A 20,023-nucleotide genomic window follows, 5' to 3' on the forward strand; every position below is an offset into this window, starting at 1 on the left:
GTGTCCACTGGCACCCGACCACCTCATTTTCATCTTATTTTCATCTCATTTTCACGTGGGTCTTACCGGAACTTTGTAGCAAAAGATTTATACTCATTATATTCGCACAAAAAACAAACTGCCATGAAATTAGAAGAGTCGCTAAAAAGATTTGAAGAAGTTCTTTTTTCGAAGAATGAAGCCTTCGAACAGCTTTTATTTCCAGGAATAAACCAAGATGAAGTGACTTCGATTATCACTTCAGTAGGACTCAATTTGTCTGAAGAACTAAGTACATTATATCGTTGGAGAAATGGGATAAATTTCAAACATCTCAAAACCAACAAACTAATATTCGGCATATCGGGAGTTTTCCTTCCTCTTAAGGACGCAGTTTCAGCGTGGCTGAATGACTCGAAGAAAGGTTATTATACCAATGAATTATTTCCTATATTTTTTGACGAAACTCACCTAATAAACATTGAGGTTATAGGAGGCCCTATTTATATTTACAGCCCACCCCTCGATATTTTGGATCCCATTAGTATATATGACTCTTTGGATAAAATGTTCATCACGCTAACTCAGGCATTTGAAAAAGGATACTTTTATTACAATAATGCTGGTATTTTTGAATCAAAAGATAATGAGTATAGCACTTTAGCGAAAACGATTAACCCTAATTCAATATTTTGGCAATAAACTATTAAAGTATATCCCCTCTGTACACTTCCCCGTTCGATAAGCCAGTGGTAGGCAGAAGTTAAGCCGCTTTGACCTGCTCCCATTTACTGAGCCGGTTGCAAGTGGAGCATCAGGCGTTCTTGACCTCCTCCCAAATACTGAGCCGGCTGAAAGTAGAGCATCAGGCGTTCTGAAGCTCGACAGTAGTGGCGGCGGCCGCCACCTCATCGGGCGTTAAATTCTGTAACGAGCTGTGCGGTCGGAAGCCATTGTATTCTTGGCGCCACTGCTCAATCTTCTCCTGGGCATCGGTCAGCGACAGAAACTAGTGCCTATTCAAGCACTCATCGCGGAAGCTGCCATTAAACGATTCAATGTACGGATTATCCGTGGGTTTACCCGGTCGGGAAAAGTCCAGCGTGACGTGCTGGTCGTAAGCCCAGCGTTCAAGTGCCTTGCTGATAAGCTCGTTGCCATTATCGACCTGAATACGCTCAAGCACCAGGCCCAGTTCTTGGTGGAAGCGTTTCATGACGGCCACTCCTCTTCGCCTTTGAGCGACTGGCCTACGTGAATGGCCAGACACTGGCGACTACAACTTATCGACTATCGTTAAAGCTCGGATTTTGCGGCCATCGAAGAGGTTATCGGCCACAAAATCCATGCTCCAGCTCTCGTATGATTGCATGGCCTTAAGGTGAGGCCAGCCAGACAAGGAGACGGGGACATCATCCAACTCTAAGCGCGGGGCCCTGGTGGCTTTGACGCTGAGCACCAGAAACGGTGCCCCGTTTCCCGTTTTGCCTGAAGACTGCACAGGTTGGAGGGAGCTACCGAGTCGCAAGGCCAGGAGCATCCCGCATTTGCACGAGAAAAGTTGCGGTAAAACCTAGCCTGGCTACGTCTATTTCCCCTTTTTATTCCTGTTCGCGTATGGCTGCGCTCCCTTCCCCCACTGCCCCCTTAAATGCGTCGTCGGCATCGACATTGCCAAAAACAGCTTCGTGGCCTGTGTGGGCCACGCGACCCTTACCCAGCAGCTGCACTTCGGCAAAGAGACGACCTTCGCTAACTCGACAAACGGCTTCGTGGCCCTACTCAGCTGGGTAGGCAAACAGCACCTTAGCGGTAGCCCACTCTGGTTTGTAGTGGAAGCCACCGGCGTTTACTACGAAGAGTTGGCTTACTTTCTAGCCGATAACCAGCAGCTGCTGAGTGTACTACTGCCCAATAAGGTCAAGCATTTTGCCCGCAGCACCGAACTCAAGAGGTAGACCGACCAACTGGATGCGCGTTTGCTTTGCCGCCTGGGTCTAGAGCGGGCGCTGCCGGCCTGGCGGCCGCCCACGCCTGCCCTGCGCCAGCTGCGTGCCCTGGCCCGTGAACGGCAAGTGCTGGTGCGGCAAGCCGCCCAACTCAAGATTCGGGTCCACGCCTACCAGCATAGCTATCAACCGGATAGCCGGACCTTAGCACGGCTAGCAGCTCAGCAGCAACTACTGGTCAACCAACTCAAGTCGCTAGACCAGGATTTGGCTGACCTGCTGCAAGCGGAGCCCGAGCTGGCTCGCAAACTAGGCCACTTGACCAGTATTCCCGGTGTCGGGCTGACCACGGCCATCGTAGTGGTGGCCGAAACCAACAGCTTCATCCTGGTGGAAAACGAGCGACAACTGGCTTCCTATGCCGGCCTGGATGTGGTGCAGCGTCAAAGCGGGCTCTCGGCCCAGGCCACGCGCATCTCGCGCCGAGGTAATGTGCGTTTGCGCACAGCTCTGTATCTGCCGGCAGTCAGCAGCTTACGCTATAATCCGCAGCAGATGGCCTTTTACGCCCGACTGCGGGCACGCCAGCCTAGCGGCAAGCCGGGCGTAATTGCCGTCATGCGCAAACTGCTCGTGCTCCGCTACTCGCTCTGGAAGAATGATTGCGCCTATGACCTGCACTACCATCCGGCGCACCTAGCTGAAAAAGAAGTAGCTCCGACCGCGTGAACGGGCCGAGGCTACACAGGATGAACCCGGAGGCTCTCCTTTTGGAAGGCTAAAACTACAGAAATTTTACTCAACAGGCAACCCTTTTATCACAGTATCTGGGCGGCCGCCCTAGTGGGAGACGTTCTAGCCGGTGCGCCGCGGCCCGGTTACGCCTAGGTCGTTTACTACGTAAGTTCAAGCCCTCCAGACAGTAAAGTCGATGGACGCGCTTGTGATTGTCCGGCCAGCCTTCCCGGCGCAGCAGGATATAAAGGCGCTGACTGCCGTAGCGCAGCCGCACTTGCGCCAACTCGCGCAGGCGCTGGCGTAAAACGGTATCATCTCGACCACGTGCTTGGTAGGCGAAGCTAGCGCGCTGCAAGCCAATGCCCCGGCAGGCCCGGCGGGCCGAGCTGCGATAGGCGTCAATCAAGTGTTGAGCCGCGTGCCGACGCTGCACTGGCTTCAAAACTTTTTTTTGAGTACATCCTGTAGCATCTGCTTGTCGAGGCTCAGGTCGGCTACGAGCTGTTTGAGGTGCTGATTCTCCTCTTCTAACTGCTTAAGCCGCCGCAGTTAGGGTACGCCCAAGCCGCCATACTTCTTCCAGTTGTAGTACGTGGCCTCGCTGATGCCCATTTTTCGGCACACCTCGGCAACGGTCACGTCCGTGTCGGCTTGGCGCAGGGCAAACACGAGTTGGGCCTCGGTAAACTTGGTCTTTTTCATGGCAAATGTCTGGGGTTTTAAGGTACGACAAGTGCCTGATGGCTCTACTTTAGCTTGGCCTAGTTTAGTGGGAGGAGGTCACAGGAGCAGGTCACCTTGCTTCTGAGTACAGTTAATCATTTTTAAATTAAAAAAATTTCTGCAAATATCATTTATTTACAATATAAATATATTTTATATTTATATCGTAAACTGCATAAGCCAACTTTATTTTTAGCTTTTTTTGGTTACTATACTTTTTGTCGTATACTTGCCTCACTATTATTTAGCTGCCGGTTGAGACCGGGAGTTACGCGCTCTTCCTCCGCTCTAGTTATATACGTTACGGGTTGCATTAGAATATTTTAGTGTCCTACTGGGCACTTTCAATTTTGCTATGCCCTTCCTGGTCTGAGCGACCACGCGCTTTCCATCTTCATTTTCTCTGGTTAGTCCCTGGTATACCGCAACCCCTATTGGGTTGCTGGGACTCGTTATGCCTCGCTGCAGATTGCCTATCGACACATTCGCGAGCCAAACAGTACTACCCGCGACTGGGCTAATTACCACTTCTTTTTCCTTTTCCCATTTCGTGCCGCACCGCTATCTCCTTTTTCGTGCAGTTCTCGCTTTACGTCGGCTGGCGAGTCTGCTGCTGCTAGGACGCTGCTTCACCGCCGGGGCGCAGTGTCTGCCAGCCGCCAGCTGTCAGCCCGGTAGTGCGCCGCCTAACTCGCTGAACCTGGGCTTCGGGATTCTGCGGGTGCAACTGGCCAACGTAGATACCACTACCAACGGGGCCGGTGACGGCTACCGCGACTACAGCTGCCAGCGCGCTATCCGGCTCGACCGCGGCACGACCTATACACTGCGAGTAACGACGGGACAGCAGGCCGAGGAGCAGGTGCGCGCCTGGGCCGACTTCAACCAGGATGGCCGCTTTGATCCCGTCCGGGAATTAGTCTTCTCCTCGCCGGGGGCCAGCAGCATAGTGGCAGCCTGACGCTCCCCGCAACGCTGACGCCGGGCACGAGCCTGCGCCTACGAATTGCAGCCGACTACGTGGATTCCCCCTGCCCGGCCCCTGCACCACCCCGCAGTACTCTCAGACAGAAGATTATCGCCTCCTGGTTACGGCCGCCCCGCCCCCGCGCCCCGTAGCCCAGTTCGGGGCTGTGGATTCGCTCACGTGCTCGGGCAGCGTACAGCTGCACGATAACTCCCGCAATGCCCCACTAGGTGGCACTGGGACTTCGGGGATGGCACGAGCAGCACCCAGCAGTCCCCGAGTCACGTTTACGCCGCGGCGGGCACCTATCCGGTGCGGCTGCGGGTGTGTAATGCCAGCGGCTGCGACTCCCTGACCAAGCCCGCCTACGTGCGCGTGCTCAGTGACGGGCCCAAGCCCAGTACCTGCCAGCCCGCAACGCTGGCCTACTGCTGTGACTTTGGCATAAAACGCGTCCAACTCGCCGGTATTGACCACGCTCCCGGAGGCGGAGCAGCCGGCTACCAGGACGCCAGTTGCCGTCAACGCGCCACGCTCCTCGCTGATGGCACTGATACGTTGCGCCTGACCACCGGCGGGACCACCGCACACGACGTGCGCGTGTATGCTGACCTCAATAACGATGGCCAGCTGGACCCAGGAACCGAACTCCTCTACCAGGGACTGGGGGTACTCAATCCCGTAATCAGTCTGGCTGGGCTGGGCACCCGCACAGGTCTAGTGTACAATAGCCCCTTACGGCTTCGTATTTGGACAGATTACGCGGGCAGCCCGGCAAATGGCCCCTGCGCGGCCCCTGAAAAAGGACAAGTAGCCGATTATACCGTCACTTTCCTACCCAATACGAAACCGCCCGTTGCGCGTTTCAGGGTACAGTACCAGCAACTGTGCGGCCCCACGCAAGTTGGTGTCATCAACCTGTCCACGGGCGGGGCTACCAGCTACCAGTGGGCGTTTGGCGATGGCACCAGCAGCAACCTTTCCTCTCCCCCGCCCATACCTATGCCAAGCCGGGTGGCTACGAAGTGCGTTTGCTGGCGACGAATGCCTTTGGCACGGATACGCTCCGTTACCCGGTTGCTGTCGCCGCGGCGTGTCCCACCTATTGCACCTCGAGTGGCAATGGGGCAGTTCGGATGCGCGCGTCACGTTTACCCGCATTCAACTCAATACCCTCGATAACGTGGAGATCAGGCCCTACCGGGCGGGCTACGTCGATTATACCACCCGCTATACAGAGCTAACCCAGGGGCAGGCCTACACGCTACACGCCGAAGCCCCGGCTTGGACCTTTGCCGGCCCCGGTCCCTGGGTACGGGTAGCGGCCTGGCTGGATTACAACCAGGATGGTGTGTTCACGGCCAGCGAGCAGATTGGGGAAATCTCCACATACAGTCCCTTTGAGTTGCCTTTCCGCCTGCCGCTTAATGCCCCGCTCGGAGCAACGCGCTTGCGCATTACGATCCAAGACTTAACCCAGCCTTTTTACCGCCATAATACGTGTCTGCCCGATTACGTAACGGCCAGCACCGAGGACTACTCGGTCGTTATTCTGGCGGGGGCAGCAGCTCCACTAGCCGGTTTTACTATCGACCAGAACCCTAGCTGCTCGGCCACGGTGCAGTTGCGGGATACCAGCCTAGTGACCCCCAACTCCTGGCGGTGGGAGTTCGGGGATGGCGCGACTTCTTCCCAGCAGCATCCACAGCATACGTACGCGCAACCCGGCGTCTATACCGTTTCACTTCAGGTTGCTAACCGTTACGGGCAAAGTAGGGTAACACGCCCCAATTATGTCCAGATAACACAACTGGGGCAGGGACCCCGACCGACCAACTGCCGGCCCGTCGGCGGCGATATAGTCACCCATGGCTTCTGGGAAATCAGCCAGTTGCAAACGACAGCTTGGACCTATACCAATCCACACCGACTAGCCGGCTGGCAGGACGAAACGTGTACCGTCGCCGCGCTGCCCCTGACAGCGGGCACGACGACCGGCCTGAGTCTCACTGATCCTGTCACAAGCGTTCACGTGGCCTTTTGGGTGCAGGCCTGGCTTGACAGCAATGATGATGAGGTGCTCGATGCGGCTACGGAGCGCATCGGCTCGGCGGTATTACTGGGCCAGAGTCAAACCGGCACACTACCGCTGCTTGTGCCCGCAACCGTCGTGCGTAACCGCCCCCTACGCCTGCGCGTCAGTTGGCAGCCGACGACGTTTACCGATGGCTCGCCCTGCGCCCGGGATGAAGTGAATGGACAGGTGCGCGACTTCACGGCCGTAGTTACCGAACCCCTGGCCCAACTGGCTCCCTCGAGCGGGGCGAGTGAGTGGCAGGTATGGCCTACTCCTGCTGGCAGTGAGGTGCACGTAATGGTGCCACATGCGCCAGCTACTGCACAATTACAGGTGTATGACACCTTGGGTCGTTTAGTGCGTCAGCAACCGCTCGCTTCCGCTACTGGCGTACCCTACGTGCTGGACTGTCACACCTTAGCTGCCGGATTGTATATCCTGCGTCTAGCGGGCTATCCAGGTCAGGCTCGTATCCAAGTCCAAGCTAAATAACGTCTAGTTCTCAGTTAGGCTTTTCTCCTTACTTCCTTCTCTCTGCATGGTGTTCCTACTATCCCGCGTCTGGCTTGCTGGCTATACAATAGTCGTGAGTTCCGTTCTCTCTTTTGCTCAGACAACGCCCTCGAGCCTACCAGCTACTCCTTCTGTACCCATTCCTCCCCTCCATCAGCAGCCTCACTAGGAAAGTTTGGCGATATCCCAGTATCTCTTTATACAGGTACACCTAGTATAGATGTTCCGCTCTACACGATAAAAACTAAGCGCCATACCGTTCCGATCTCCCTATCCTATCACGCTTCCGGCATCCGCGTGGAAGAGGAAGCCTCCTATGTGGGTTTAGGCTGGGCGCTGAATGCGGGAGGTGTAATCACGCGTGCGGTACGAGATGGCGATGATTTACAGGAATACAGCAGCAGTAGCAAAGCAGGCTATGCCACGAGTGGGCACCGACCTTTACCAGGTTGGACTTCTGACAATAGCTATGATCCCACTGGGAAAACCAGCCAGCAACAAGTTACCGATGAAAGTTACTATTGCGACAAATCTCAGGATACGGAGCCCGACGTCTTTTATTACAATTTCCAGGGGCACAACGGCAAATTTTATATCGATATGCCCGCAGGACAATCAAGTATTGTGGTGCATGTGCAATCACAGGAAAGCAATTTACTTGTTAGTCAGGTTACGGTTAATAACCAATTAGGCTGGCAAATCACTACAGATGATGGGTACAAATACGTTTTCTGTGAACGCGAAACTACCGAGACACGCACGGAAGCTAATACTTCAGGCACTTCTAGTGGGGTACTTCCAGTCCTGTCTTCTCAGTCCCTTCAGATTTTACTTATACTAGTTCCTGGTTTCTAAGTACTATAACGGCTCCCGATGGGGAGACAGTAACATTTAACTACGATCGAACTTCCTCTTATAAGACATTTTCAATTTATGGCATTACTACTCGGGAAGTAATAGACCGCTATAGACAATGTGACTATATTGGGCTGAGTCAAACTATGTTTTATTCGACTATTACTCAAACTTGTCAGTACGTAACGACGGCCCCGATACTTTCCTCTATTCAATATCAGACTGGTATAGTAACCTTTAATTCTAGCTTACGGAATGATATGGTATCTGCCAGTTCATACAAGCCAGCTAAACGAATTACGGGCTTACTGGTAGCGAGTGGTACGGGCCCAATTACCCAGTTCGTCAAAGGTGTCAATTTTACCCAGTCGTACTTCAGCAATCCAAACATTGCGAAGGGTCCCCAGAGGCCTACCTGCGATTACGTCTGGATGGCGTTCAAATAACAGGTGGTGACCCCTAGCAACTCCTGCGTATAGCTTTGACTACGTATATGACGCTACGAGCACAGCTACCTGTCTACCGAGGAAAGACTCCTTTGCGAAGGACCACTACGGCTACTTTAATGGGGCATTGGATAACGATACCCGGGGTGTTTTACTTCCCCCCTGCTCCACAACTATTCAATTTCCGTACCCGGATAATGGTACAATCCATACCCTTACCTCAAATCCTAGTAAGGACGCAGACCGCAGTTATCATAGCGCTTACGTTACGACAGCCAGCTTAAAGAGTATTACTTACCCTACGCGGGGCTTCACTACGTTCGAATTTGAGGGCAATGACTATGCTGATTATACCAACGGGGCATCTGGTACTACCACAACAGGACCAGGCATCCGTATTAAGACTATTACCTCGCTTAGTGATGCTACGGCTAAACCCCAAATCAAACAGTATCACTATACAACGTCCGATGGTAAATCGAGTGGACTGTTGATGTCAAACCTCGACTATTCCAACGTTGAGTTGCATGCTTATGATAATAACTATTGCTATCCATATCCAAGCGTAATTTTATATGTACTTAATCGTTTCGCTACTAGTATCAGCCCGATGGGTACTGCAGCACAGGGACGACCATTAGGGTATGGTTTCGTAACGGAGTTGGATGGAGCCATAGATGCAAGTGGGAATCTAATTTTTGTGAATGGCAAAACTGAGTATTCATACAATAATATAGGCGAAATACTGCCTTCCCCCCTACGTACCTGGAACGCCCAATCATATACAGCCAGACAATGGGCTGCTTTATAGAAAAACTGTTTATAAAAATACAACTCCTAATCTTGGTGCTCAGACAACTAGCTACCAGAAGGTTAGCGAAATTTATAGTCAGTATTCAACCTCAGACCTCTATTCCGTCAAGGGAGTCGTTTTACGACCTCGCTCTTGCCTAGGAGATCCTGATGAGTTCGTTTTACAGGATAATAGATATGATCCGGTTTATCCTTACTATGCTCTTCAAGATATAGTTAAGTACTATGACAATGATTCTTACTGGCAGCGCAAAGTATCGGATACAGAAACTTTATACGACCAGTATGATGAAACGAACCATACGGTAGTCACCACTACCTACTCTTACAACAACGCTCAGCATCATCAGCCTACGCTTGTTACGAAAACATTAGCCGATGGGCAAATCCTGAAGAATTATGCTGCTTATCCTAGTGATTACAGTGCAACTGCTTCTTCTACTCTCGCCGCAATGGCGGGCCCATTACGGGTTCTTACTCAGCCGGTAGAAACTTTTTCCACGCTGACCAAGCCCAGTGGACCAGAAAATGTCGTGTCGGGCACCTATACCCATTATTCCCTAACCGGGCCTGGGAACCTAGTGGCTGTTCCAGTGCAAGTTGACAAGCTACGATTAGCTCTCCCACTAGCGTACACCAGTTTTCAGCAGTCAACATCCGGTACTAGCCCTGATCCTAATTACAATCCTGAGTATTATATCAACTATGAACCCACAACCGGCAATATTGCTAGTCAACAAAGATATAGAGACGTACTTACATCTTACCAGTGGGGGTATAGCGGGCAATTACCTGTAGCTACGTATCACAATGCTGATCGAACGCCGCCACTTTCTACTGATCTTAGCCGAGGTAATGAGGCTAGTAGTACGGGCTTTGAGAGCGGGGTAGGTGCGGGTGGTAACCCTAATGAAGATTACTGGAACATGACGTCCAGTGGACAAAACTTTATCTCTTCAACAGCTCATACTGGAAACTTCTCGTGGCATTTAGGCGCGGCCACCAATGGATTCAACTATGGTCCGGGCCGCCTTTTTAGTCCAGTGCGTCAGCAGCTTAAGTATCGTTTTTCCGCTTGGGTGAAGACAGACGCCGGTTTTGGCGCTAATAACGGCCGACTTGTTTTAGGGGTAAATCGGCAAGACGGTTCTCAGGTACAGGGGAATTCTTCCTGCTACCAAGCCACTTCCTTTAGCGATACCGCTGGACAATGGCAATATGTAGAAGTAATTCTTGACCTCAACGCTGCTCATACTAGCTTAGGAATTGCGCCAAGTGCGGAACAGTTTCAACTCAACGCTTACGTTTACAATGCTGATGGCCAGGCGTTTCTTGTTGATGACATGCGATTCCAGCCAGTGGATGCTGCCATCGTTACATACACCTATGATGCGCAGAGCCGACAGCCAACCAGCATTAGTGACGCACGCAGTTACCCTACCTACTATGAGTACGATGCACAGCAGCGCCTGCTCTTAGTCAAAGATCACCGCAAAGGAATTCGGCAAGCACTCGAATACCATTATCAACAGCATTAAGCTCGCTTTCTTTCAAAAATACATTTTTTCTTTTATGCGAGCTCTTTCCTATTCTGCTGCATATCGTAGCAACGATAATATTCAAGTACTCTGCTTAGTACGTTACTTCTTAAAATGGAGTAGAAGCGCCTATTCAGCTTTTCATCTTTCCCATATTTTTGGATGGTTATTACTGGCTTCCTGCTGCGGCGCCAGTATGGCGGCGCAAGGTCAGACTCCAAATAATTATAATATTCACGACGCCGCCAGTACGTATAGTCTTTCGGCCGTTGTCGGAGAAACCCATGCCTACAGTTACAGCGGATCGAATGCTAGTGCCTGGCAAAGCTGGTCTTGGGTAGTGGACGGGGAGGAAGTCTAGAACTAAATAACCCTGCCCCTTCCTCACAGCAGGCAACTATTCACTGGACGAAACCCGGTACCTGGCGCATCCATTACCAAATACCGGGCAGTTCTTACCCTTATAGCCCGGTGGATGATGGCAGTTTAACTATAACCGTTACCTGTCCTGCGACTCCTGGAAATACCCGTGCCAATCCGATCGATTTTGGCACCTTAAGTCAGTGTAGCTACAACGGGCAGCAGGGGAGCACACTAAGTCCATGCAACGACAATTATCATCAGAGTGGACAACCAGCATCTTATTATAGATTTACATTGTCTGAACCAAAACATATCACCCTAAGCACCTGCTACTCTTCTTACGATACATTTCTTTACTTAACAGACAATTCGGATGCAGTAATTGCTTCCAATGATAACTTGCCAAATTCAGGGTATCCTTGTAGCGCAACCTCTTCCTTTCTAAGTCAGGACTTACCGGTCGGAACGTATTATGCTGTTATAACCAGCCAAGTAGGAGCGTCCTCAGGGAGTGCCCTACTAAACCTGACGACTAGTCCGCTACCCCCAACTATTGCCGTTGCTAATGCTGGCTCTACCAATTACACGCGAGTGCTGGGGACGCCGGAGTGGCAATTGTGCTAACGGGAGCAGATACTTATACCTGGTCACCCACTACTGGTCTAACACTATCTACCGACGGCTCTACCGCCCAAGCGTCCCCTATTATAAACACGACCTATACTGTGATAGGTACGCACTGCGGGCTTACTTCCCCACCCTTACAGATTCGGGTGCGCGTTATCTTCAGCGACCGCAATTACATCACTACTCGCACGCCACGCATCCAAGATGTGACGCAGGAGCAGGGGATGGATAACCTCCCGCTTGACCAACTGCAAATCAGTACCACTTATTTCGATGGCCTGGGCCGTTCCTGGCAAACAGTCGCCCGTCAGGCCAGCCCGAGCAACTTAGATATCGTAACACCGATGGCTTACGACGAGTATAGCCGTCCTAAAGGGAACTTCCTGCCTTATACTCAGGGCAATTTCGGGGACTTCAAAATTGATGCGTTGCCAACGCAAACCTCTAATAGCAATCAACAAGCAGCTTTTTATCAGGTCAACGGGGACTTCGTCATGAACGATGTGGCCCCGCAGGCAGTCACGCTCTACGAGGCATCACCAGTAGGGAGGATAGAACAGCAAGGGGCGGTAGGTCTCGCTTGGCAGCCTCAGCAGTTTAGTCCGCATGCTGCTTCCAACCACAGCATGAAGCAGCAGGTGCGTACTAACACGGGTCCTGGGATTGGTCAGGATGACGTAATGCAATGGACATATACTACGGGTGCGACCTTGCCGCTGACCGTTAATACTACTGCCTATCCAGCGGGGCAATTAGCAGTTACGGAAACCTACAACGAGCATAATGACCGTACGCTGGAATACAAAGACAGTAAGGGGCGGCTAATTCTTAAGAAATCGCAGGCTACGACTTCGGGTGGAATCACCTGCTCAAGTATACTTGGTACGGGTACGCTCACGCTACAAGCTCCTGCCGGGATGATTTTAACCGGCATTCAATCTGCTACTTATGGCACCGGATCGGGCACCTGCGCTGATTTCGCATTTGCCAGTAGTACTGACGTAACAAGTCGCGTTCGAACCCTTGTCGCCCCTACTTTAACGGCCTCTAATCAAGCTGTTTCATTTACTGTAGACAACACCACCTTCCCGGTTGACCCAAGCCCTGGAAATTCCAAAACGCTTGTTGTAACAGCAACTTATGCCCCCACTAATGAACGTATAATAGAATACCTAGAGACATACTATGTCTATGATGATTTGGACTTACTTAAAGCAGTAGTGCAGCCCATGGGCGCTCAAGCAGTTCGGACCCAAGGTAGTAGCGTAGTCGATGCTACCTTTCTAAGTCAGTGGTGCTTTCTCTACAAGCATGATATTCGCCAGCGCATCATCGAGAAGCAGGTGCCGGGCGGGGGAGCACGTACTATGCCTACGACCACGCCGACAGAGTCGTAGCTACCCAGGACCAGCAGCAGGCCGCCAGTTCTGGCCAGCCCTGGTGGATAACCAAGTACGATGGACAAGGACGACCTATTTTAACGGCTTACGCACTACTTAATCAAGATCGCCAAACGTTGCAGAATGCCTTGGATGGCCAATCCGTGCTGACGGAAGGGCGCGTAAGCACCGGACTGGGATATAGTCTGAATCAGGCGTATCCACCATTGACGGATTCTCAGGTACAAACGCTGACATTCTACGATGATTATACCTATCCCCAGCTAAGCAGCCGCACCTTTGTCAATGAGAACGCAGCAGGTGGGATTTCCGCTTCGACCCTAGGGCAAGTGACGGGAAAGGCAGAGCGAGTACTGACCAGTGCCGCGCCGTGGCTGGTGACGGCCACTTTCTATGATGAATGGGCCCGGCCCATCCAGTCACAAGAAGATAATTACCAAGGGGATACGAATCCAACCGGATCCACGCGGATTACTACGCAGCTCAGCTTTACTGGTCTATCGCAAAGTACCCTACTCACTCAACTCCATAATAATACTACCCACAGCATTCGTAACCGGTACGTTTACGACCAGGTGGGCCGCTTAAGACAGGAATTTCAGCAAATGGACTACGGGGTTCCTAACACACTCCTGCATCCGGAAATTCTGGTCGGTGACAATACGTATAATGCAGTAGGCCAGCTCATCGACAAAAAACTCCATAGCGCAGATTGGGCGTCCACCAGCAATCCCTCTTTTTTGCAATCAGTAGACTATCGATATACCATCCGAGGATGGTTGGCTAATATCAACGACCGTAACCTATCCAATAATGGGTCCTCATTCAATGGAGCTGACCCCAATCAAGACGATCCGACTACGACACAGCCTGATCTTTTTGGAATGGAGATCATGTATAATGACTACCAGAATCTGCAATTAAGCACGCCTCAATACAATGGCAATATCTCGGAAGTGATGTGGCACACGCGGGGAAGAAGCGACTTGCAAAAGTTACGCGGCTACTCTTACAGCTATGATAAAACCAATCGCCTGCTAACGGCACCTTACCGCACGTACGAAGGAAGTGGGTGGCAGATTTATAGTACTGATTTTTCGGTGCCTAAGATTGCGTACGATGCCAATGGAAACATAACCCGGATGGAGCGGAAGGGGCAGCTCGATCCAGCTAATCCTACAGTATATGGGGATTTGGACAAATTAACATATTACTACAAGGCTAATAACTTGGTTGGTGTAGACCAGGACAATACGTCACCACTACCAGCTACCCACAATTTTAGGGATAACGGAAGTCGCTATTCGCCTAGTGCACCGGAGTACTTATACGATGCATCCGGTCGACTCACACGCGATAACAATAAGCAGGAAAGCTTCGCTTACACGAGCATTGGGCTACTGGACTATGCGGCGACAGCCTATAACAGAATTACTTATATCCATACAGCAACAGGACAAAAAATACGTAAGATAACTAGTGGATATGGCTCACCACTTATGACAACTGACTATGTCGATGGACTTGTATATATAAATGACGTGTTGAGCTTTGCTCCCTCGCCCGAAGGACGCGTCTTGTACATCCCCTCGTCCAACAATACGGACTATAGCTGGAAGTACGAATATCACCTGAAAGACCACCTAGGAAACTTGCGTTTTGCCTTCCGAGCAGATAAGGATAACGGCACAGTTACACAATTTCGAGCCGGGATGGAAGCAATTAATGCGCCTAAAGAGGAGCAACAGTTCCAACACCTGGCCGAAACCCGCTTGGCTGACCCTGATAACGCTCGTACAGGCTCTTATGTGGCGCGACTTAATGCCAAAACGGGCCGCCGTGATGGTCCCAGTGTCCGGTTGAAGGTAGCAGTTGGGGATAGCATTCGTGCTGAAGTATACGGGCGCTATGACCGAGGAGCGGTTGCTGGAACGGTTTTTCAAAAAGGTGCTCTGGTTATGGGAGGAATCGTGACTGGCGCACCTGGTCAGGCAGGAACTGACCAGACCCAGCCGGTAGCGAGTCGCCGTCACTGGTTGCCCTTTATTGGGACAAGCATTGCCATAATACCTGAGTTGTTACAAATCAAGCAGGCGCAACTGCCTAACGCATACTTACGCTACGAGCTATTTAATAAAGATAGCCAATTGATAGCGACCAAGATACAGGCTATTAAGCGCACGGCTAACGATGAATGGCAGCATCTACAGGTGAGCACTAAGGCCGACAGCGCAGGTTTCGTACATGTAAGCTTAGTGAACGAAAGTGGCGTTGCGGCTTACTTTGATGACATGTCGCTACAAGCCATTGCTTCAACTCCTTATCAGGAAAATCACTATGACCCTTTTGGACTAAACCTAGTCGGTATTGAACAGGATGGTGATCCTAACTCTCTGTTTCAGTTCAACGGAAAAGAAAAGCAGGCTGACTTTGGGTTGAATTGGATTGATTATGGGGCGCGAATGTATAACTCGCAAATTGGAAGGTGGAATGTAATCGATCCTCTTAGTGACAAATACTTTTCTTGGAGTCCTTATAATTTCAGTGAAAATAATGCTCTGTCCTATGTAGATGTTGACGGGAGAGAGATTCTAAACATTGAAGGGGGACTCAGATTTACAGAAAATGATGCTCGGACGCTTTTTTCTGGTTTGAGCCAGACTAATTTCACAGGAAATATACATTTCGTTGATGAAGACAAAACCCCTTATATATATTACTTTACTAAGGCTGCGTTCAATGTGGGTAAGCCTCAATTATTACATTATAAAAAATATGATTCTCTCAATGAGAAAAGCAAAGCGAGACGTGAATCCACAGGAGATTATGTCTCATTAAAATGGTTAGGTCTTGAGAGAGATGAATATCCCTATGTTTCTACATACGAAAGTATGAATGGAACAAATGCAGTTGTGCAATATGTTCCAGAGAGTGAAAATGCTGAGCAGGCGAAGGATTTGAATCAACTTTACAGAAGTTTTGGCTACACAGATGGAACACCATTTTTAGTTGTTCCTAGGCCTTCAAATAAACCACGGAAAGAAACTGCACCAGCGCCTAGCACCAACCCTGTAACTGTCCCGACTCCATTTGCGCCAGGTACTCCCATGCCTACAATGCCTGAGATACCAACATTCGAGCCAATGCCCGTATATGAACCAATACCTCTGCCTTTATTTATTCCATAATTTTAATTATCAATTTAGTGGTTTAACCGGTAGTGGGGTTGTAATTTGAGGTAGTCTAGTGCTCAGTCAGGCAAATTAGCTGCCCTAATTTTCTGATAGTGGCGGTCGAGTTTGACGCGCGCTTTTTCGAGGGTGAACTGCCATTTTACGGTGGCCCGCGCCGCATTGCGCTGGGCCACGCACGCGGCGACGTGGGCGGTGAGTTCAGTCAGGGTGGGGATGCGCTGGTGCAGGCACTGGCGGGCGATGGCCGAGAGTTCGAGTTCGACCATGTTGAGCCAGGAGGCGTTTTTGGGGGTGTAATGCACCTCGAAGCGCGCGGCTAGGGCGCGGGCCTGGGCGGCGGGCAGGTGTTGGTAAAAAACGGCATCCGTGTGGGTGTTGAGGTTGTCCTGCACGAGCACGATTTTCTCGGCGTGGGGGTAGTGGGCGGCCAGGTTCTGCATGAAGCGGCAGTAGTCGGCCCCGGTGCGGCGGGCCGAGACCTCGACCAGACGCTGGCCGGTACCCGGCTCGAAGGCCGCCAGCAGGCAGGCCGTGCCCTGGCGCACATACGTGCTACTCTCGCGGCGGGGCCGCCCGGCTTTGGCCGGCTGTTCACCCGCCGCAGGTCGGGCCGGGACCGGCGGCAGGGGCTCGACGGGTTGGCCGTGGAGCACGCAGGGGCGCTCATCGACGCAAACGACCGGAAAAAGTGGGTGGTAGGGCCGCTCGTACACGGCCAGCACGTCTTCCATCCGAGCTACAAACGCGGCGTTCACTGCCCCAGGCACCAGTGCTGCTGGCGGTGAGGCTGCACCTCGTTTTTTTGAGCACCTGCGCCACTGTTTCGTGGGAAATGGTGTCTACCAGCGCCAGTTCCACGGCTTTATCAGCCAGCAGGCGCAGGGTCCAGCGGCTGTGGCCCACCGGGGCCGGGGTGCAGGCCAGGGCCGTGAGCGCCGCCCGCTGGGGGCCGTCGAAGCGCGGGGGCGTGCCGCTGCGCGGGGCCTCGGTCAGGGCAAACTGCCAGCCGCCCGCTTCGTAGCGGCGGCGCAGCTCACTGACGGTCTGCCGGCTCAGGCCCACGGCTTTACCGGTCGCCTGTTGGCCGATACCCGTAGCTAAGGCCAATAGGGCCTGGGCGCGGCGCACGGCCCGCACCGGGCGGCAGCCTGTGCGAGTGAAGTTTTCCAGGGCAGCCTGGTCGGCGGTCGGTAGGGCAAAAGAAGTGAGTGGTCGGGCCATACTAGCCTAACCCCAAAGGCCTCCATTTTGTTAGTTAACTTCCCTGACTAAGCACTAGTTGCTTAGGACTGCTGCGCTTACCATTCATAACCCACGCTTGCAATTCTGCTTGGGTGAAGTAAAGCTTGTTCCCACGCTTTGCATGAGGAATTTGCCGAGCAGATACCAAAGCATAAAGGCGAGCCTTACTCAAGCGGGTTATTTGCTGCGCCAGTTCAATACCGCCAATTTTAGGTATACTAGTGCTGCTGCGTAAGTGCGTTAGTATTTCTACTAGCAATGCCTCAAGGTTGTCCAATCGGCGGGCAATCGCTTCAAAGGAATTATCCATAGCTCTTTTGTTTACCCTTCGCGATAAGTCAACCCGCATTTGTTTACCCCAGTGAGAAGGGCGCCTTCGCTGATGCTTGCTTCTTTTTTAGCCATGCGACAAATAAAAACTACCCAACTTTTACCTAGTTGAAGAAAAGTGTCCGATATAACGTCCGACATAAAAGAAAAAACCCTGTTTCCAGCCTGGAAACAGGGTTTTTCGTGGGCCCACTTGGAATCGAACCAAGGACCTGCTGATTATGAGTCAGCTGCTCTAACCGATTGAGCTATAGGCCCGGTGCCGGCACCCGCAGGTGGCAGACGCCTCAAAGTTACGCCAGGATGGGGAATTGCGTGTGCAGTTTTGGCCAGCGAGGCATCTTTTGAGCCCGACCTTTGCTGGCCGGTGGCTTTCGGCCCCTGCTCTCCACTATGCTTCCCAACCTGCTTTTTGATTTTGGCGGCGTCATCATCGACATCGACTATGCCCGCACCCCGGCGGCGCTGCGCCGCCTGAGCCGCGCCGGCAGCACCGTTGAGTTCAGCCAGGCCAGTCAGGCCGAACTGTTTGACCAGCTGGAAACGGGCCATATCTCGCCCGTCGAGTTTCGGGCCGGACTGCGCACGCATTACCAGCTCGAAGGCACCGACGAAGAAATCGATGCCGCCTGGGGAGCGCTGCTGCTCGAGGTGCCCGCCGAGCGGCTGGCCATAATCGGTGAGTTGCGCCGTCGGGGGCACCAAACGGCCTTGCTTTCTAATACCAACGTGCTGCATATTGAAGCGGTAAACCGTCGGCTGGCTCAGCAGTATGGCTTTCAGCACGGTATTGCCGACTGCCTCGACCGGGTGTTTTACTCCCAGGTGGTGGGCTTGCGCAAGCCGGGCGAGGAGATATTCCGACACGCGCTGCGCGAAATGAACTGGCAGGCTGCTGAGACGTTATTCATTGAAGACAGTCCGCAGCACATTGCCACGGCCCGCCGCCTGGGGCTGCATGTTTTGCACCTGGCCCCGCCCCTTACTCTTACCACCGCCCTGCCCGAAGCCCTGCGTGTCTTTCCCCGAGAATACCCCGAACCACCCGTTGCCTGAGCCGCTGGCCGGCTGGCCCGCCGACACCGCCGGTGAGGCGGCCCCAGCTCGCCGGGCCTGGGCCAGAGGCCTGTTTCGGCGCTACGAGCGGCCGCCCATGCGGCCGGGCTGGCGCTATGCCCTGCACCTGGGGCTGTTTCTGCTCACGCTGGCTACAACCGTTGTAGCCGGGGTGCAACTGCTGCGCAGCGGGCCCGATGGCATTGCTTTCGACGTGCTGGGCCTGCCGGCTGCCGAGCGCTGGGCCCAGCTAAGCTGGGGGCTGCTTTATGCGGGTCCATTTTTGGGGGTGCTGGCCATACATGAGTTTGGGCACTACTTTACGGCGCGGTTTAACAAGGTGCGCACTTCGCTTCCCTATTTTCTGCCCATGCCCTTTGGACTGGGCACCTTCGGGGCAGTTATCAGAATAAAGGACCGGATATTCTCGCGGCGCGAGTTTTTTGATATCGGGGCAGCTGGCCCCCTGGCCGGGCTGGTAGTGGCAATACTGCTGCTCATCTATGCCTTTACCCACCTGCCCGACCAGGCCGAGTACCTGCTCGTGACTACCCATAGCCTGGCCCGCTACCGTGCGCCCGACTTTACGCTGGCCCAGCCACTCCTCTACCGCTGGCTCGAACACACATTTGCCGACCCGCACCGCCTGCCACCGCCCAACCTGCTGCTGCGCTACCCGCTGCTGGTGGCGGGCGAGCTGAGCTTGTTTTTCACCGCCCTCAATCTGCTCCCCATCGGGCAGCTCGACGGGGGGCACCTTATGTATGGTCTGCTGGGCGCACGCCGCGCCGGCCGGCTGTCGGCAGTACTGTTTGTAGCCTTCATTTTCTATGCCGGCCTGGGCATCTTTTCCTTGCGCAGCGGCTGGGAAACCTGGCTGTACGGTGGGCTGCCCTATGCCTTGTATCTTGGGCTGGTATTCTGGCATATGCTACCCAAAGTGTGGTGGGGAATGGTAGTGGCCGCCGGAGTGTGGGCGGCCCAGCTAGGCGTGGCTACAGCCTGGCCGGGCACCCTTGGGCAGCCCGGCTGGCTGGTATTTGGGTTGCTGCTGGGGCGCCTTTCAGGGATTTATCATCCGGTAGCGCCCGACGACCGCCCGCTCAGCCGGGGCCGGCAGCTGTTGGGCTGGCTACTGGTCGGGCTATTTATTTTGTGCTTTTCCTCCTCCCCTTTAAGCTCGTAGCAGCGGGCAGCTAGTGCGGGGCTGCTT

13 protein-coding genes, 1 tRNA gene and 5 pseudogenes are annotated in these 20,023 nt (G+C 52.9%); 13 read left to right on the forward strand and 6 right to left on the reverse strand.

Annotated features, from left to right (window positions below):
- Entirely contained in the window at positions 1 to 681 is a 681-nt protein-coding gene (locus GKZ67_RS10810) for a hypothetical protein (RefSeq protein WP_173242281.1), read from the forward strand.
- Between the two features lie 163 nt (positions 682 to 844).
- Here GKZ67_RS10810 and GKZ67_RS23495 read toward each other — a convergent pair.
- Positions 845 to 1,336, reverse strand: a pseudogene (locus GKZ67_RS23495) (integrase core domain-containing protein); the annotation flags it as partial.
- Between the two features lie 340 nt (positions 1,337 to 1,676).
- On the opposite strand from GKZ67_RS23495, the pseudogene GKZ67_RS10825 reads away from it, so the two are divergent.
- A pseudogene (locus GKZ67_RS10825) lies at positions 1,677 to 2,042 on the forward strand (IS110 family transposase); the annotation flags it as partial.
- A 249-nt stretch (positions 2,043 to 2,291) separates the two neighbouring features.
- Positions 2,292 to 2,657 carry a transposase gene (locus GKZ67_RS25140; protein ID WP_410505071.1) on the forward strand — a complete coding sequence of 122 codons (366 nt, stop codon included), beginning with the start codon at positions 2,292 to 2,294 and terminating at the stop codon, positions 2,655 to 2,657.
- 121 nt (positions 2,658 to 2,778) lie between these two features.
- Here the strand turns inward: GKZ67_RS25140 and GKZ67_RS23500 are convergent.
- Positions 2,779 to 3,368 (reverse strand): annotated as a pseudogene (locus tag GKZ67_RS23500) (transposase); the annotation flags it as partial.
- A 571-nt stretch (positions 3,369 to 3,939) separates the two neighbouring features.
- Here GKZ67_RS23500 and GKZ67_RS10845 point away from each other — a divergent pair.
- The 8 genes and pseudogenes from GKZ67_RS10845 to GKZ67_RS10880 all read left to right on the forward strand — a co-directional run bounded on the left by GKZ67_RS10845 (position 3,940) and on the right by GKZ67_RS10880 (position 16,176).
- Positions 3,940 to 4,350, forward strand: coding sequence for a hypothetical protein (locus GKZ67_RS10845; RefSeq protein WP_173242287.1), 411 nt, complete (start codon positions 3,940 to 3,942; stop codon positions 4,348 to 4,350).
- A 288-nt stretch (positions 4,351 to 4,638) separates the two neighbouring features.
- Positions 4,639 to 5,127: pseudogene (locus GKZ67_RS25145) on the forward strand (hypothetical protein); the annotation flags it as partial.
- 176 nt (positions 5,128 to 5,303) lie between these two features.
- Positions 5,304 to 5,378, forward strand: a pseudogene (locus tag GKZ67_RS25150) (hypothetical protein); the annotation flags it as partial.
- 71 nt (positions 5,379 to 5,449) lie between these two features.
- The gene (locus GKZ67_RS10860) at positions 5,450 to 6,925 is read left to right on the forward strand and encodes a GEVED domain-containing protein (protein WP_254244760.1); all 1,476 of its coding nucleotides are present in this window, start codon (positions 5,450 to 5,452) and stop codon (positions 6,923 to 6,925) included.
- 318 nt (positions 6,926 to 7,243) lie between these two features.
- Positions 7,244 to 7,801 carry a hypothetical protein gene (locus GKZ67_RS10865; protein WP_173242290.1) on the forward strand — a complete coding sequence of 186 codons (558 nt, stop codon included), beginning with the start codon at positions 7,244 to 7,246 and terminating at the stop codon, positions 7,799 to 7,801.
- 1,852 nt (positions 7,802 to 9,653) lie between these two features.
- Complete coding sequence (locus GKZ67_RS10870) at positions 9,654 to 10,598, forward strand: hypothetical protein (RefSeq protein ID WP_173242291.1); 945 nt, start codon at positions 9,654 to 9,656, stop codon at positions 10,596 to 10,598.
- A 1,136-nt stretch (positions 10,599 to 11,734) separates the two neighbouring features.
- Positions 11,735 to 12,985 carry a DUF6443 domain-containing protein gene (locus tag GKZ67_RS10875; RefSeq protein WP_173242292.1) on the forward strand — a complete coding sequence of 417 codons (1,251 nt, stop codon included), beginning with the start codon at positions 11,735 to 11,737 and terminating at the stop codon, positions 12,983 to 12,985.
- Between the two features lie 119 nt (positions 12,986 to 13,104).
- On the forward strand, positions 13,105 to 16,176 hold the full coding sequence (locus GKZ67_RS10880) for an RHS repeat-associated core domain-containing protein (RefSeq protein WP_173242293.1): 3,072 nt from the start codon (positions 13,105 to 13,107) through the stop codon (positions 16,174 to 16,176).
- A gap of 62 nt (positions 16,177 to 16,238) precedes the next feature.
- Here the strand turns inward: GKZ67_RS10880 and GKZ67_RS10885 are convergent, their stop codons facing one another.
- The 4 genes from GKZ67_RS10885 to GKZ67_RS10900 all read right to left on the reverse strand — a co-directional run bounded on the left by GKZ67_RS10885 (position 16,239) and on the right by GKZ67_RS10900 (position 18,012).
- Positions 16,239 to 16,937 carry an IS630 family transposase gene (locus tag GKZ67_RS10885; protein ID WP_173242294.1) on the reverse strand — a complete coding sequence of 233 codons (699 nt, stop codon included), beginning with the start codon at positions 16,935 to 16,937 and terminating at the stop codon, positions 16,239 to 16,241.
- On the reverse strand, positions 16,846 to 17,403 hold the full coding sequence (locus tag GKZ67_RS10890) for a helix-turn-helix domain-containing protein (protein ID WP_173242295.1): 558 nt from the start codon (positions 17,401 to 17,403) through the stop codon (positions 16,846 to 16,848). The genes GKZ67_RS10885 and GKZ67_RS10890 overlap by 92 nt, the downstream gene beginning before the upstream one ends.
- A 34-nt stretch (positions 17,404 to 17,437) precedes the next feature.
- Entirely contained in the window at positions 17,438 to 17,734 is a 297-nt protein-coding gene (locus GKZ67_RS10895; protein WP_173242296.1) for a helix-turn-helix domain-containing protein, read from the reverse strand.
- A 204-nt stretch (positions 17,735 to 17,938) separates the two neighbouring features.
- Positions 17,939 to 18,012, reverse strand: a tRNA-Ile gene (locus tag GKZ67_RS10900).
- A gap of 135 nt (positions 18,013 to 18,147) precedes the next feature.
- On the opposite strand from GKZ67_RS10900, the gene GKZ67_RS10905 reads away from it, so the two are divergent.
- Together GKZ67_RS10905 and GKZ67_RS10910 are read left to right on the forward strand one after the other, a co-directional pair.
- Positions 18,148 to 18,810 carry an HAD family hydrolase gene (locus tag GKZ67_RS10905; protein WP_173242297.1) on the forward strand — a complete coding sequence of 221 codons (663 nt, stop codon included), beginning with the start codon at positions 18,148 to 18,150 and terminating at the stop codon, positions 18,808 to 18,810.
- Complete coding sequence (locus GKZ67_RS10910) at positions 18,770 to 19,996, forward strand: site-2 protease family protein (protein WP_254244761.1); 1,227 nt, start codon at positions 18,770 to 18,772, stop codon at positions 19,994 to 19,996. The genes GKZ67_RS10905 and GKZ67_RS10910 overlap by 41 nt, the downstream gene beginning before the upstream one ends.
- Positions 19,997 to 20,023: the final 27 nt, after the last annotated feature.

The sequence above is a fragment of the Hymenobacter sp. BRD67 genome (genome assembly GCF_013256425.1).
In the GTDB taxonomy this organism is placed as follows: domain Bacteria; phylum Bacteroidota; class Bacteroidia; order Cytophagales; family Hymenobacteraceae; genus Hymenobacter.

Bases quoted from the DNA above. Each gene is read 5' to 3' on its own strand.
- GKZ67_RS10890 (WP_173242295.1), bottom strand. From the start codon at position 17,403: ATGGCCCGACCACTCACTTCTTTTGCCCTACCGACCGCCGACCAGGCT.
- GKZ67_RS10895 (WP_173242296.1), bottom strand. From the start codon at position 17,734: ATGGATAATTCCTTTGAAGCGATTGCCCGCCGATTGGACAACCTTGAG.
- GKZ67_RS10905 (WP_173242297.1), top strand. From the start codon at position 18,148: ATGCTTCCCAACCTGCTTTTTGATTTTGGCGGCGTCATCATCGACATC.